The sequence below is a fragment of the Gilliamella sp. ESL0250 genome (assembly GCF_013345045.1).
Taxonomy (GTDB): domain Bacteria; phylum Pseudomonadota; class Gammaproteobacteria; order Enterobacterales; family Orbaceae; genus Gilliamella; species Gilliamella apicola_H.
In genome coordinates this window covers 1-15,374 of record NZ_JAAEDV010000014.1, presented here as the reverse complement: position 1 = coordinate 15,374, position 15,374 = coordinate 1, and the positions used below count along the sequence as shown (strand labels likewise).

The 15,374-nt window shown below is 38.3% G+C and carries 10 protein-coding genes; 5 read left to right on the top strand and 5 right to left on the bottom strand.

All coding sequences use genetic code 11. From position 1 onward, the window contains the following. From GYY69_RS10690 to GYY69_RS10680, 3 genes are read right to left on the bottom strand one after another with little or no spacing between them, the layout of a single operon-like run. Complete coding sequence (locus tag GYY69_RS10690; RefSeq protein ID WP_174797660.1) at positions 1–357, bottom strand: EamA family transporter; 357 nt, start codon at positions 355–357, stop codon at positions 1–3. Continuing rightward, complete coding sequence (locus GYY69_RS10685; RefSeq protein ID WP_174797659.1) at positions 357–1,190, bottom strand: alpha/beta hydrolase; 834 nt, start codon at positions 1,188–1,190, stop codon at positions 357–359. Before GYY69_RS10685 ends, GYY69_RS10690 begins: the two co-directional genes overlap by 1 nt. A 9-nt stretch (positions 1,191–1,199) precedes the next feature. After that, positions 1,200–1,898, bottom strand: coding sequence for an MtnX-like HAD-IB family phosphatase (locus GYY69_RS10680; RefSeq protein ID WP_202985003.1), 699 nt, complete (start codon positions 1,896–1,898; stop codon positions 1,200–1,202). Positions 1,899–2,091: 193 nt separating this feature from the next. On the opposite strand from GYY69_RS10680, the gene GYY69_RS10675 reads away from it, so the two are divergent. The 3 genes from GYY69_RS10675 (at position 2,092) to glnS (ending at position 6,108) form a co-directional block, all read left to right on the top strand. Continuing rightward, on the top strand, positions 2,092–2,820 hold the full coding sequence (locus GYY69_RS10675) for a winged helix-turn-helix domain-containing protein (protein ID WP_174797657.1): 729 nt from the start codon (positions 2,092–2,094) through the stop codon (positions 2,818–2,820). Further along, positions 2,817–4,160 (top strand): ATP-binding protein, encoded by a 1,344-nt coding sequence (locus GYY69_RS10670; RefSeq protein ID WP_174797656.1) that lies wholly within the window; start codon positions 2,817–2,819, stop codon positions 4,158–4,160. Before GYY69_RS10675 ends, GYY69_RS10670 begins: the two co-directional genes overlap by 4 nt. A gap of 271 nt (positions 4,161–4,431) precedes the next feature. Next, positions 4,432–6,108 (top strand): glutamine--tRNA ligase, encoded by a 1,677-nt coding sequence (glnS, locus tag GYY69_RS10665; RefSeq protein WP_174797655.1) that lies wholly within the window; start codon positions 4,432–4,434, stop codon positions 6,106–6,108. An 87-nt stretch (positions 6,109–6,195) separates the two neighbouring features. Here the strand turns inward: glnS and GYY69_RS10660 are convergent, their stop codons facing one another. Then, positions 6,196–6,714, bottom strand: coding sequence for an endonuclease V (locus GYY69_RS10660; protein ID WP_174797654.1), 519 nt, complete (start codon positions 6,712–6,714; stop codon positions 6,196–6,198). Positions 6,715–7,448: 734 nt separating this feature from the next. Here GYY69_RS10660 and GYY69_RS10655 point away from each other — a divergent pair. After that, on the top strand, positions 7,449–8,936 hold the full coding sequence (locus tag GYY69_RS10655; protein WP_174797653.1) for a hypothetical protein: 1,488 nt from the start codon (positions 7,449–7,451) through the stop codon (positions 8,934–8,936). A 490-nt stretch (positions 8,937–9,426) separates the two neighbouring features. After that, entirely contained in the window at positions 9,427–13,329 is a 3,903-nt protein-coding gene (gene purL / locus GYY69_RS10650) for a phosphoribosylformylglycinamidine synthase (RefSeq protein WP_174797652.1), read from the top strand. A gap of 46 nt (positions 13,330–13,375) precedes the next feature. On the opposite strand, the gene GYY69_RS10645 is transcribed toward purL, so the two are convergent. Next, entirely contained in the window at positions 13,376–14,461 is a 1,086-nt protein-coding gene (locus tag GYY69_RS10645; protein WP_174797651.1) for a 3-deoxy-7-phosphoheptulonate synthase, read from the bottom strand. Positions 14,462–15,374 lie beyond the last annotated feature (913 nt).

Genomic DNA, 15,374 nt, shown 5'->3' with positions numbered 1-15,374 from the left:
TTAAGACATCCCTACAAAAACAACACCGGCGGTGATTAATAACATTCCGATCAAGCGGTAACTAGTTAGTAATTCTTTGAAAATAATACGGCCAACTAGCATGATAGTAATAATATTAAATGAGGCAAGTAATACCCCTTGAGAAAGAGGCACTAAAGTTAAAAAGGCTAACCATAATAAAAATTCAGCAACATACGAAGTAACGCCAATCCAAATCCACTTATTTTTTGCTAAATCTAGCCAATAGTACCAACCGTCGCGATTGTTGGGTGCGATGGCGGCAAATTTAAAAGCGACTTGTCCTAAAGTATCGAAACAAATGTTACTAACCCAAAGTAAAATAACTAATGGTGACATTATGCTTTTATTCCTTCTGCTATATTATCAAAGAAAGAAGCACACTCCTTGATCACTTCGCGGCGCTGGCTATCAATGGTAATTAAATGATAGCTATCATTTAATACCACTAACTTTGTTGGTCCTGATACTTGCTTTTCGACCAATTTGGCATTCGTTTCTATATTGGCGATATCATCGTTACCTGAATGCATAATTAAACAAGGCGAAATCACTTTGGGCAATTGCTTGCGCATAGTTTTTGCCAATAACTGCATTTCGGCAAGCGCAGGGAATGGATTTCCTGCAAGGCCTGCTGATGCAGCATCACCACTTAACATACTTTCAGAGACTACCGCACGAATGCGTTCATCTTTAAGCCCATAAGGTGGTTGTTCAATGAAAACCTGTTTTTGAAAAATACCCAATTTTTTAAAGTAAACAAGTAAGAAAAACAGTTTTTTTGCCCAAAATGGCATACTCCAGCCATCGTAACAAAATGTGGGCGCTAATACACCAACTCCTTTGATTTGTTCAGGTCTGTCTACTGCCAGTTTGAGCGCAAGTAGTGCCCCCATTGATAGTCCTGCAACAAAAATATTATCCACATGTTGCGCTAAATAATCAGCGCCATCTTGCACGCTTTTATACCAATCTTGCCAAGTTGTTTTACACAGATCTTCTTCTGTACCGCAATGCCCTGCTAACTGGATTGCATAAACCGTAAATCCAGCTTTATGTAAACCATTAGCTAAAATCCGCATTTCATTGGGCGTTCCTGTTAATCCATGGATTAATAGTACGCCATTTTTGTTACCTGGTAGAAAGTACGATAAATCTTCAATTGTACTCATTAGTATTCCTTATTCTTTTACTATCATGACCGGAATTAGCCAATCCTGAGCCTGTTGTAAGGCTTGTGTTACATTAGCAAAACTCTTGATTGCACAGTGCTCAATCTTATTTTTTTCACAATAGTGAACTAGTTTGTCTTTGGCAAACACGAAATCAACATTATGCGATACACAGTAGTCTGATGAACCATCACCAACATACAGTATTTGTGGAAAATATTGTTGTTTTTTTACATGATTACATTTGCAATTACCGCTTTTTTTGATGCAGTCTTGGTTTGCATAGGGGAACTCAAGGCGCCAACTGCGCGCATTATTGTGCATCAATTTATTGGCAAAAATTGGCAAATGTTTAATGCCATGACGTTTTAAAATAAACTCAATGGCATAATCAAGACCGTCGCTAACTACGTGGACAGGGATATTATTTTGTTCAGTATATTGAATAAAGGATTTAAAATCCGGATCAATTTCAATTTGAGATAAGACGTCATTGAGCTCATCTAAGCTTGCATCCATTAAGGCAATTTGCTTGCTCATACATTCTTGAGAGCCAATTTTGCCATTAACCCATAATTCTTCAAGCTCATCACAACCATCTTGACCGAAATGGCTCAGTAACGTGTCGGTAACATCTTTTATACTAATTGTGCCATCAAAATCACACAAAATAATGGGCGTGTGATGTTGTGTATAAGATGGATGCAACAGAGGGTTTGTTATTGATGAAAAAGCACTCATATTGGATATAAAAATAGTCTATTTAAAGATATTGGCGCAGATTCTCTCATAGAGTGACAATAAACTTTGTAGGCTCTTTGTATATATTTTGTAACGAGGGGATAATTGTCTGTATAATGAGGCATCTCTAAGTAAAAGTGGCAGTGATTAAGAACAAATAATGAGTGAACGTATATTAATCATCGAAGATGATCAGCGGTTAGCTAATCTAATTCAAGTTTATCTTATTCGGCAAGGGTATCTTGTTGAATGGCATAATAGCGGTGCAGGCGCTGAAGAAAGAATTCAACAGCTTAATCCAGATCTGGTTATATTAGATGTGATGTTACCTGAAAAAACGGGTTTTGATATTTGTCGTGATATACGCACATGGTTTACTAACTACATCCTTATAATGACAGCTAGCGAAGATAATATTGATGAGATCGTTGGGTTGGAATTGGGGGCGGATGATTATTTAGCTAAGCCCGTTGAGCCAAGATTACTGCTTGCCCGCATACGAGCCTTATTAAGACGAAAACAGATAGAAACCGACAAAGACAATCATAAAGAATTGATTGTGCCATCAAATAATAAAACGCTAATATTTGACAATTTAGTTATCGATGGCGAAAACCGAAAAGTGCTCTTGCAAGAGCAAGAAATTGATTTAACAACAGCTGAATTTGATCTGTTATGGTTACTTGCGCATAATGCAGGGACAATTTTATCCCGAGATGATATTTTTTCTCAGGTAAGAGGGATCGATTTTGATGGTAGCGATCGTTCTATTGATGCACGTGTGTCAAGACTTCGTCGAAAATTACTCGATGATCCAGATAACCCATCGCGCATCAAAACTGTACGTGGTAAAGGCTATTTATTTATGCGAGAGGGAGAAAACCATTGAGACAATTATTAGCCAAACCGCTATTTTTTAATCGCCGAATTGTATTTTATCTAGTCATTTTACTTTTATTGCAAAGTATCATTGCTTATGGTGCTTTATTGGTTTTTGATTCATTACCTTCATCATTAACCGATATGCCTGATGATCATATTGTATTTCGAGAATCTCAACGAGGCACGGTAAACCTGATTCGTATGCAAATTAACGAGCACAAAGATCGTCCCCTTCAAGAAGTGGTTAGTGAATTACAACCTTATTTTGGTTACCCTATCGAAGTATTGCCAATTAATACACCATTACCCGATGCGGTACTTAACGAGTTACACAAGCTGGACTTTTCTTATGATAGCGATAAAGAGGTCGTTTATATTGATTTAAAAGATGGCAACTTGTTGCAATTAGGCCCCATTGCCATGCGAGATATTTTGGCATCCAACACCATGTCATTGACCATCTTTCTCATTATTTGGGCTGTATTTAGTGCCATCACCTTTTTTATTTTAATTTATATGGCGTTTAGTGCTGTTTGGAAAGATTTGGTTAATATCAGGCAGACCGCCGAACAACTAGGACAAGGTAATTTAAAAGCACGAACCGAAAATGTTAAAGGTTGGTTGTTTAAGCCGCTCGCTAACGTATTAAACAATATGGGCACACATATTGAACACTTAGTAAGTACCAATCAAACGATTTCTCATGCAATGGCACATGAGTTACGCACCCCGCTTGCACGAATGCGATTTGAACTTAGTATGCTTGAAGAAGCTAACGACGAACAAGAAAAACGTCTTCTACAAAAAGGTATGAGTGATGATATTAACGAGCTTGAAACATTAATCAATGCCAGCTTGAATTATTTTAAAATGCAGCAAAGCAATATCGAGCTAAACTTAACGCGTGTAGCACTCAAAGAGTGGGGCGAAAAAGTGTGCCAATCACTGGCGTTATTCAAACCTAAAGAGTTTGAACTAACTTGTAATAGCCAAGATGCATACGCTATGATTGATACCAATTTAGTTGAAACTATTGTAAAAAATCTGTTACTTAATGCGTTTAAATATGCAGCTCATAAAGCGGTTTTAAATATCACCAAACATGAAAATCGTGTTATCCTTGAGATCGATGATGATGGCGCAGGTATTCCTTTTGATGCGCGCGAAAAGATTTTTATGCCTTTTGCCAGACTTGATACTAGCCGTACACGTTCAACTGGTGGTTATGGGCTTGGTTTAGCTTATGTAAAATTAATGGCAGAATTTCATGATGGCAAAGCGTTTGTTGTCACCAGCCCGCTTGGAGGGGCTAGATTTGTAGTTTCGCTAAAATCGGGGGATGAATAAAAGTAGCATTTATTGGCGAACACTGTCAAAAAGCAGTCAGAAAAATATTGATTTTATTTGATTTTTCATGTTTGCTTTGTTGTTGAAAAAACAGGCTATTTTGTTAAAAAATGGCATTGTTTAGCTAAAAACCAATTTTGTCGATACAAATAGCCGGTTTTCCGTTTCAGAAATAACAAAAATTTGTTATATTCATCAACCAATACAAGAAGTAATAGCAAAGCAAATATTCTTAATTTGTTTCTAATAAATATATCATCAGAGGTTTTTTATGAGCGGTTCACTACCGACAGAGACTGAAACTCGTCCGACTAATTTTATCCGTCAAATTATTGATGCGGATCTTGCTGCTGGCAAATATAAAACAACGCATACCCGCTTTCCGCCAGAGCCAAATGGCTATTTACATATTGGGCATGCCAAATCAATTTGTTTAAATTTTGGTATTGCGCAAGACTATCAGGGTAAGTGTAACTTGCGTTTTGACGATACTAATCCAGCTAAAGAAGATATAGAGTATGTTGAGTCGATTAAACAAGATGTCCGTTGGTTAGGGTTTGAATGGGATGGTGAGATTTGTTACTCATCTGACTATTTTGACCGGCTATATGATTATGCAATTGAACTCATCAATAAAGGGCTTGCTTATGTAGATGAACTGTCTGCTGATGAAATTCGTGAATATCGTGGTACTTTAATGCAACCGGGTAAAAATAGTCCTTATCGTGATCGTAGTGTTGAAGAAAACCTGGCTCTTTTTACACAAATGAAAGAAGGCAAATTCGCCGAAGGAAAAGCCTGCCTAAGAGCCAAAATTGACATGGCATCGCCATTTATTGTGATGCGCGATCCGGTGTTATACCGCATTAAATTTGCCGAGCATCACCAAACAGGCAATAGATGGTGCATTTACCCAATGTACGATTTTACCCATTGTATTTCAGATGCGATCGAAAACATCACCCATTCACTTTGTACGCTTGAATTCCAAGACAATCGTCGTTTATATGATTGGGTATTAGATAATATTACTATCGACGCGCGTCCGCACCAGTATGAATTTTCAAGATTAAATTTAGAGTACGCCATTACCTCTAAACGTAAATTGAATCTACTTGTAGCTGAAAAAATTGTCGATGGTTGGGACGATCCACGCATGCCAACAATATCGGGACTACGTCGCCGTGGCTACACACCAGCGTCAATTCGGGAATTTTGCCGTCGAATTGGGGTGACCAAACAAGAAAATACTGTTGAAATGAGTACCCTTGAGTTTTGTATTCGTGAAGACCTGAACGAAAATGCACCTCGTGCAATGGCAGTGCTAGATCCAGTTAAAGTTGTGATTGAAAACTTTTCAGACAGTATTGATGAAATACTTAGCATGCCAAACCATCCAAATCGCCCTGAATTAGGCATGCGTGAAGCGACATTCACCCGTGAAATCTATATCGACCGAGCTGATTTTAGGGAAGAAGCTAACAAAAACTACAAGCGTTTAGTACTTGGTAAAGAAGTGCGTTTGCGTAATGCTTATGTGATTCGTGCTGAGCGCGTTGTAAAAGACGCCGAAGGCAACATCCAAACGATCTATTGTAGCTACGATCCTGCTACATTAAATAAAAACCCAGAAGATGGACGTAAAGTTAAAGGAGTTATTCATTGGGTTTCGGCTAAGTTTGCAAAACCAGCTGAAATTCGCTTGTATGATCGCCTATTTAACACACCAAACCCAGGTGCTGCCGAGGACTTTTTAGCGACGATTAATCCAACTTCTTTAGTCATTAAACAAGGCTTTGTTGAAGCAAGCTTACAAAATGCCAAAGTTGAAGTAGCTTATCAATTTGAACGTGAAGGCTACTTCTGTTTAGATAGCAAATATGCAATCGATGATAAGCTAGTGTTTAACCGAACCGTGGGTTTAAGGGATAGCTGGAACGAAGCATAATTTAACTAAGTCATTCGCCGACTTATTGGGGCGGCGAATGATTGTAGTTGCCACCTCATTTACATTACTTCAATCTAATTCAATAAATTATTCTTCGTGTTTAAACAATTTTGTTTGTTGATCTAAATAGCTCAGCACATCAGGCATTCGGTGTTTGCCTGCCATTGATTGCACGCTATTGGCAGCATTTATTAGCGGTATGCCTATCGAGGTAACATATAACGGGTGCTTACTTTGACCGCGAAGAACTTCGATCAAATACTCGCTATTGCCTGAAAACGGCTTTTTAGCAACACCAATAATAGGAATGGTTTTGTTTAATGCATGATACAAATGCCCACCTAGCCCTATCTTACCTTCATCCAAATGCACATAACCATCAATCACAATACAGGTAAGTTTACTTAAATCAATTTTATCAAGCAGTGACATAATGCAAGGCAATTCACGTTGATAAAACTGACCCGATTGATAGGGCGCAACATTATCTTGATAATCTGTGATTACCTGTTCAATTGCTGAGGTTGAATCAGTCCAATTATGAAATACAACGCCGACCGATTTGGCGCGGTTATCAATGTAATAAACATCAATTGCAAGTATCATATTAAGTTATCTTCTATTCTCACTCTTTTTAATTATGAAGGCTTCTTAACTTCGTTAAGTAGTTTTAATTCAATAATGATTAATGCCATAGCACCAATAACTAAACAAATCCAAATTAACCATTTAGGCAAAAATGAATTCTCTATTGAATCAGCCTTTGTTTTTGATAATACCTTGTTTCTCGATTGACTGTGGGATTTTTTCTAATTCAGCCGAACAATTATCGGCAATAAAGTAGTTCTGTTTGTAATAAATGGTGATTTTATAATTCTGTCAACTGAAGTTTTAAGGTGACGATTTGATCTTTCAAATTAGAAAAATTAATAAATACCACTATATTTATATTTTTTATTTCATGGCAACTTATTTTTTATAGTTAATTAAAATAATAATTTACAAATTTTTAGATAAACAGTAAATCAGTAATTGAATAATAAATCAATATTTTTTGAACAGCCCACTATTAGAATCAACTCCAAAAACTAATTTGTATACTCAAACGTATATTTTTCTGAAAGATTTTGACGAATATTTTCAGGTATTCCATTAAAAGCTTAATCAAGGTTTTTCTTGTTAATTCTTTATGATTCTTTATAATTCTGTAAATCCAAAGGAGAAAATTTTTTAAAAATGCTATACTTTGGAATGATTAAAAGTAAATTTAACTTATTTCATAATCAGGCTATGGAAATTAAGATTAAATAAAAAGTAGATAAATTTATGGACAGAATATTATGCAGTACAATTATGGACAGCAGCTCTGGCTGCGTTATATTTTAAATACGTCTAAATCTCCCTTTAGTCGAGTTTTTTCTTTAACCTCATTAGTATCATCAAGATTTCCTATAGCATTAGCTATGTTGTTGCTATTGTCGTATTCGTTACATACTCAGGCATTATCAGCAATTACCACGGGAATCATTGAAGGTAGCGCGCCGTATTTAACATTTGATGGGGGGAAAACCAAGGCCAATACAACAGATGGTTTTCTTTCTTTTACGTTATCAGATGGTACTACAATCACGCCAGAAACCAACAACTCATCAAATTCAAACCCAATTATGTTACCTCGAGTCGGGGAAAGTTTTAATGATATTGACATGTTAATACCAAAATCAATGACATCAATAGGGTTAAATGAGCTAATTACTACACATAAATTATGGGGTGATGATGATGGTGATGGCGATGTAATTGTAGAAACTGAAGGATTATGGGGTGGTGATGAGGGCGATGTAGTAATACCAGGTAGTTTAGAAATTCTTTTACGCGATAGATTTTACAGGAAGGTGAGTCGTAACGATGTTTTAGATATTTGTAAAGCACCTTATCAAATGGTGATTTTTAATGACGAGGGAGTGTTAAGTACACAATACGGTGTGCCTAATCGTACTCCTTTCGAGTATAACGGGACAACGTATTATATCAATCCTCAATCATCACTAAAAGCCTGTTATGCCCAGCCAAGGCCTTCCTATTGGGGGGGTACTTATCCAACTGATGGTCCTGCTTCCATGTGGGATCCTGATGGTTCAACAAGTTTTTTTATTACTCAATCAACCGACCCAGCATCTTACGATCGAAACTTCCCGACTACTGGTTTAAATGGCCTCTACTTTATTTTAGGAATAGGTGGTGGTGGCGGTCAATTGACTTGGGAACCTGTCACCCATGAGGGTATAACTGCCACAATGGCACCGGGTTTAGATGGTAAACTTGTAAAGGTTACTTTAACTGGTCCGGAGGCAGAAGATCAATGGGAGAATCTTAATCCTAGTCGAATTGCTAAGCCAAATTTACCGCAGACCTTTGAGTTAGTGGGTAGAGATAGTCAGGGTAATGTAGTCGTAAAATATGGATTTGTATTACAGCAGTGGTTTGTCTACCGACAAGACGGAAGGCAAAGGTTACCTTCAGACTCTTGGTGTAGCGGTTTAGGATATCGTCTTTCACGAGTAAAAGACCTTACCAATGCAGTCTGTTCGGGTGAGAACTCTGATAAGTGTCAAGGCGCTGTTGGTGCTACGCCCTCATCAAGTGGTAATTATTACCAGCGTCGAATAGGCGGTGGTTTTTTTTCTGAGTGGGGATATATACAGCTGTACATAGGTATGGGTGACTTCAATCATAGCTTCCCGACTAGTGATGGGTTTGAGATTTTTCAAGGTAGTGTGCGTACTAACCCTGATCCGAGGCGTTCCGCGCTTTGTGTCGCTCCTTAGCTCTTAATTCTCGCGTCATGGAAGAAATTATTTGCCATTTTAAGAATCAACAACCAAAGAAAGCCATCTTAGCCTAAGACAGGCTTTGAGTTGATAACGTTGGTAGGTTATACTTTTTTGCAGTTAAATAGCAAAAGAGTATAACCCAAAAAACAAAACCTCTGGCACTGAGGTTGAAGGACTCTATAACTAATTGATTTGGCTAAAAATAAAATTTTAGTAAAATCAAATATCTAAACAATAATTTTGATGTTTTTTAATATTTTTACTCAAGGCAAAGTCTGGCTTCTTTTTCTCTTTTAAGTTTTGCTAAGTGAGTTAATAGGCATAGAACATTTGGTAGGAATCCAAATGCGTCTTAGACGTACAAAGCGGCTTTCCAATTTGTTATCGCTTGACTAACTGTATTTAAGATAGCCACATTGTTCACTTTCTTTTATAATGTTGTTCTATTTTTTAACCTATGTTTGGCTTAAAAAGAGTAATTAGCATGAAAATTTTAGCTGGCTGTTCTGCTTTATCTGCATTTCGTATTAGTAAAATCTTATCTACTTGTTGTGAAAAATCCATCCCTGTTATCGATATTGAAGCCCAATATCTCCATTTTGTTGATTTGGCTGGCGAGTTAACGGCTGAACAACAGCTAACTTTAGATAAATTATTACAATACGGTCCTAAAACCGCACAAATCAATGTTAAAGAGACATCTAGCAAGCAACTTTTTTTAGTTACTCCAAGAGCCGGAACCATTTCGCCTTGGTCGTCAAAAGCGACGGACATTGCGCATAATTGTGGCTTGTTACAAATTCGCCGTATTGAGCGAGGAATCGCTTATTATGTGCAAGTGAGTTCGCCATTAACCGATTCACAAAAAAACGATTTTTTATCATTGATTCACGATCGCATGATGGAAGCCGTTTTTAGTCGTGTTGAGCAAGCCGAGCAGCTATTCCACGTTGAGTCACCAACACCTGTGACAACCGTTGATTTATTAGGTCAGGGACGCAAGGCGTTAGAAGACGCTAACCTTAAATTAGGTTTGGCATTAGCGCCTGATGAAATTGATTATTTAGTTGAAAATTTTGAAAAATTAAATCGTAATCCGACTGATATTGAACTTTATATGTTTGCGCAAGCCAACTCTGAGCATTGTCGCCATAAGATTTTTAACGCTGATTGGATTATTGATGGGGTAAAGCAGCCTAAATCACTGTTTAAGATGATCAAAAATACCTTTGAACACACCCCTGATTATGTTTCGTCCGCTTATAAGGATAATGCTGCGGTGATGGATGGCTCGAAAGTTGGGCGCTTTTTTGCGGATAATGAGAATAAAACCTACGGTTATCATCAAGAATATGCGGATATTTTAATGAAAGTTGAAACGCATAATCATCCAACAGCCATATCACCTTGGCCGGGTGCAGCAACGGGGAGTGGGGGTGAGATTCGTGATGAGGGTGCAACAGGGCGCGGGGCTAAACCTAAAGCTGGTTTAGTGGGTTTTTCGGTTTCTAACTTGCGGATCCCTAATTTTGAACAACCTTGGGAGCAAGATTTTGGTAAGCCTGATCGTATTGTCAGTGCGTTTGATATTATGATGGATGGTCCATTAGGGGGAGCAGCATTTAATAATGAATTTGGTCGTCCGGCTTTATTGGGTTATTTTCGCACTTATGAAGAGCGAGTAAATAGCCATAATGGCGAAGAAGTGAGAGGTTATCATAAACCGATTATGTTAGCGGGTGGTATGGGTAATATACGCCGTGAACATATCCAAAAAGATGAGTTTCCTGCTGGCGCTAAGCTCATTGTGTTAGGTGGTCCAGCAATGAATATTGGTTTAGGCGGTGGCGCTGCTTCATCTATGACATCAGGTCAATCCGATGCAGATCTGGATTTTGCTTCTGTTCAGCGTGATAACCCTGAAATGGAGCGCCGTTGTCAAGAAGTTATCGATCGTTGCTGGCAACTAGGTGAAGATAACCCTATCTTATTTATTCATGATGTGGGTGCTGGTGGGTTATCTAATGCGATGCCTGAGCTAGTTAGTGACGGTGGCTGTGGTGGTCAATTTGAGCTCCGAAAAATACTCAGCGATGAGCCGGGTATGTCCCCGTTAGAAATCTGGTGTAATGAATCGCAAGAACGTTATGTCCTTGCCATCCAATCCGATAAATTAGCATTGTTTGATGAGCTTTGTCAGCGTGAACGAGCGCCTTATGCCGTTATTGGTGAGGCAACAGCGAATAAAGCGCTGATTTTGCATGATGAGCATTTTAATAATAACCCGATAGATTTGCCACTGGATGTACTGCTTGGTAAAACGCCTAAAATGCAACGTGATGTAAAAACACATCAGGCGCATGGTGATAATTTTTCAACTGCTGACATTAATTTATATGATGCGGTCAAACGGGTTTTACACTTACCAACGGTTGCCGAAAAGACCTTTTTAATTACCATTGGTGATCGCTCTGTGACGGGGATGGTGGCGCGAGATCAAATGGTTGGACCTTGGCAAGTACCAGTTGCCGATTGCGCTGTCACCACTGCAAGTTTTGATAGTTATTATGGCGAAGCTATGTCTATGGGAGAGCGCGCGCCAGTTGCGCTAATTAACTTTGCAGCTTCGGCAAGGCTTGCTGTTGGTGAGGCGATTACCAATATTGCCGCAACGAATATTGGTGATATCAAACGCATTAAGCTTTCAGCTAACTGGATGGCCGCCGCTGGCCATCCGGGCGAAGATGCTGGGCTTTATCAGGCCGTTAAAGCAATAGGTGAAGATCTATGCCCAGCATTGGGACTTGCAATTCCGGTTGGTAAAGATTCGATGTCGATGAAAACTACATGGCAAGAAGATGGTGAACAAAAAGCAGTGACATCACCGTTATCATTGGTGATTTCGGCATTTGCGCGCGTTGAAGATGTGCGTAAAACCGTAACACCACAATTGCGTACCGATCAAGATAATACGTTATTGTTGGTTGATTTATCGAAAGGTCATCAAGCATTAGGGGCAACCGCACTTGCGCAAGTGTATCGTCATTTAGGCCAACAAACAGCGGATGTTCATGATCCTAAAGAGCTGCTTGCTTTTTATCAAGCCATTCAAGCTTTAGTCAGTCAAAATGTGTTGCTGGCTTATCATGATCGTTCCGATGGGGGGCTGTTTGTGACATTAGCCGAGATGGCTTTTGCTGGGCATTGTGGTGTTGATGTTGATATTTCTCAATTAGGCCATGATGTGATTGCTTCGCTATTTAATGAGGAGCTTGGTGCTGTTATTCAAGTGGCCAATAGTTGTTTAGATGATGTGATGGCTTGCTTTAAGCAGTTTGGCTTATCCCATACGGTTCATGCTTTGGGTAGTGCTAAAGCAGGACAACAATTTATTGTGCGTAACAAATCTGCTGTGGTTTATAGTGAGTCGCGCTCAATGTTAAGAACATGGTGGGCCGAAACAACTTGGCAGATGCAGCGGTTACGTGATAATCCTGAGTGTGCCGATCAAGAACATCAAGCGAAACAAAATGAAGATGATCCGGGCTTAAATGTGCACTTAACTTTCGATCCACAAACGGACATTGCAGCGCCTTATATTGCTAAAGGTGCAAAACCTAAAGTCGCTATTTTACGTGAACAAGGTGTTAACTCGCATGTCGAGATGGCGGCCGCATTTGATCGAGCAGGCTTTGAAGCCATTGATGTGCATATGACTGATTTACTCTCAGGTCGCATTACTCTTAACCAATTTAGTACACTGGTTGCTTGTGGTGGCTTTTCTTATGGCGATGTGCTAGGCGCGGGCGAAGGTTGGGCTAAATCGATTTTATTTAACGAAAAGGTGCGCGATGAATTTGAACGATTCTTTCATCGCAAAGATACGTTATCGTTAGGGGTTTGTAACGGTTGTCAGATGATGTCAAACCTTAAGGATCTGATTCCAGGGGCTGATTTGTGGCCTCGTTTTGTGCGTAATTTGTCAGAACGTTTTGAAGCGCGCTTTAGCTTAGTGCAAATTCAATCAAGCCCTTCGTTGCTATTTACTGATATGGCGGGATCACATATGCCAATTGCGGTTTCACACGGAGAAGGGCGTGTTGAGGTTTGTGATGATACGCATCTAACTAATTTAGAAGCATCAGCATTAATAGTGGCATGTTATATTGACCATTATGGCAAAGTAACACAGCAGTACCCTGCCAATCCCAATGGTTCACCAAACGGAATTACTGCGGTGACATCTGAAGATGGGCGAGCAACCATTATGATGCCACATCCAGAAAGGGTATTTAGAACAGTTGCTAATTCATGGCATCCAGATAATTGGGGCGAAGATAGCCCATGGATGAGAATGTTCCGTAATGCTCGCAAACAATTAGGTTAAATAAAAAAATCGCCGATATTTTTGTCGGCGATTTTTTTATTAGTGTTTAGGGCTTAGGTGGTTGTTTTTGTCTTTCAATTAGAGGTGTAGCTAACTGGCTATTCATTTTTTGCAACACTTGCTCGGTGGTTTCCCAATTGATACAAGCATCGGTCACTGACACACCATATTTAAAGTTTTCTTGCGGTTGTTCAGAAGATTGGTTGCCTTCAAACAGGTTACTTTCAATCATCACGCCAATAATTGAATTATTACCATGCTTGATTTGTTCAATAATTGAGTCGGCAACAATCGGTTGATTGCGATAATCTTTATTGGAATTGGCATGGCTACAGTCAATCATTAAGTTAGGTAATAACCCTGCTTTTTTCATTTGAATTTCACATAATGCGACATTTTCAGCATCAAAGTTAGGTGTTTTACCGCCACGCAAAATAACATGACCATGTGGATTGCCCATTGTTTGTAAAACGGTCACTTGCCCTTGTTGATTAATGCCTACAAAACGATGAGGCATAGAGGCTGATTTCATGGCGTTAATGGCAACATCCAAACTACCATCTGTGCCATTTTTAAAACCGACAGGCATCGAAAGCCCTGAAGCCATTTCTCGATGGGTTTGTGACTCTGTGGTTCTTGCACCGATTGCTGACCAGCTAATTAAATCGGCAATATATTGTGGTGTATTGGGATCTAATGCTTCGGTAGCAATAGGTAAGCCAATTTCAGCAATATCGAGCAGTAATTTACGTGCTTTTTTTAGTCCATGCTCAATATCAAATGAGCTATCCATATGAGGATCGTTAATCAAACCTTTCCAACCAACAGTGGTTCTTGGTTTTTCAAAATAAACACGCATGACGATAAATAAGTGATCCTTAACTTCGTCTGAGAGTTTTTTTAATTTATGCGCATATTCAAGTGCCGCAATAGGATCATGAATAGAACAAGGACCACAGACGATAAGTAATCGGTGATCTCGTCTTTCTAAAATATCCACAACAGTTTGACGAGACAAGGCTATTTGATTTTTTAAATCTTCAGAAAGAGGATAAAGCTGTTTAATTTCTTCGGGGGTGATTAACATGTGTTCGTCTCGGATTCGAACATTATTTAGGGTATCTTTTAACATTTTTCTTTTCCTTGTTAAAATCATTTATATTTTATATGTAAAATATTAATTACATAAACGCTTATTATGTAAACACAAAATTACATAATAGTAAATGAAATTTTTACTGTTTACTAAATGATTCATTTTTATATTTTGTGACTTGATAAAAAGATACTTGCAAAACGGGTATCTAAACAAACCAGATCTAAAATTGTGTAATTAAATGTTTACATTTCGATAAGTTGTAGGAAAACACCGAGTTGTTTACACTTCATGATTAAAATAATCCGCTAAAAATGCATAAAGTGTTTTATCTGAAATCACATTATGTGGTTTAACCGTATTATAAAAGTTAATAAATTGCTTAATCTTTTATTTTCTATCTTTTGAATTGCTAACTATTGTTGATTAGGTTACTTCTTCATAAATTTCCGTATCAGGCTTTCGGCTTTGCCATTCGTTTGTGGGCAGGTAGGTTTAGTGAATTTTTGATTGATACAATGGTTATCACATGTTTTAACGAATAGATACTGCGAAGTCTCAATTAATCGTGAAACGGTATAGAATCCTGAATATTTTTTACAAAAAATATAACTGAAAACGTGAACACTTTTCTTCATTAAAGTACCTATCTCTTATGGCTTTGCCATTCATGTGTGGACAAGCCGGTTTTGTGAATTTTTGATTGATACGATGGTTATCACATGTTTTAACGAATAGATATTGCGAAGTCTAAATTAATCGCGAAACGGTATAGAATCCTGAATATTTTTTACAAAAAATATAACTGAAAACGTGAACACCTTTCTTCATTAAAGTACCTATCTCTTATGGCTTTGCCATTCATGTGTGGACAAGCCGGTTTTGTGAATTTTTGATTGATACGATGGTTATCACATGTTTTAACGAATAGATATTGCGAAGTCTAAAT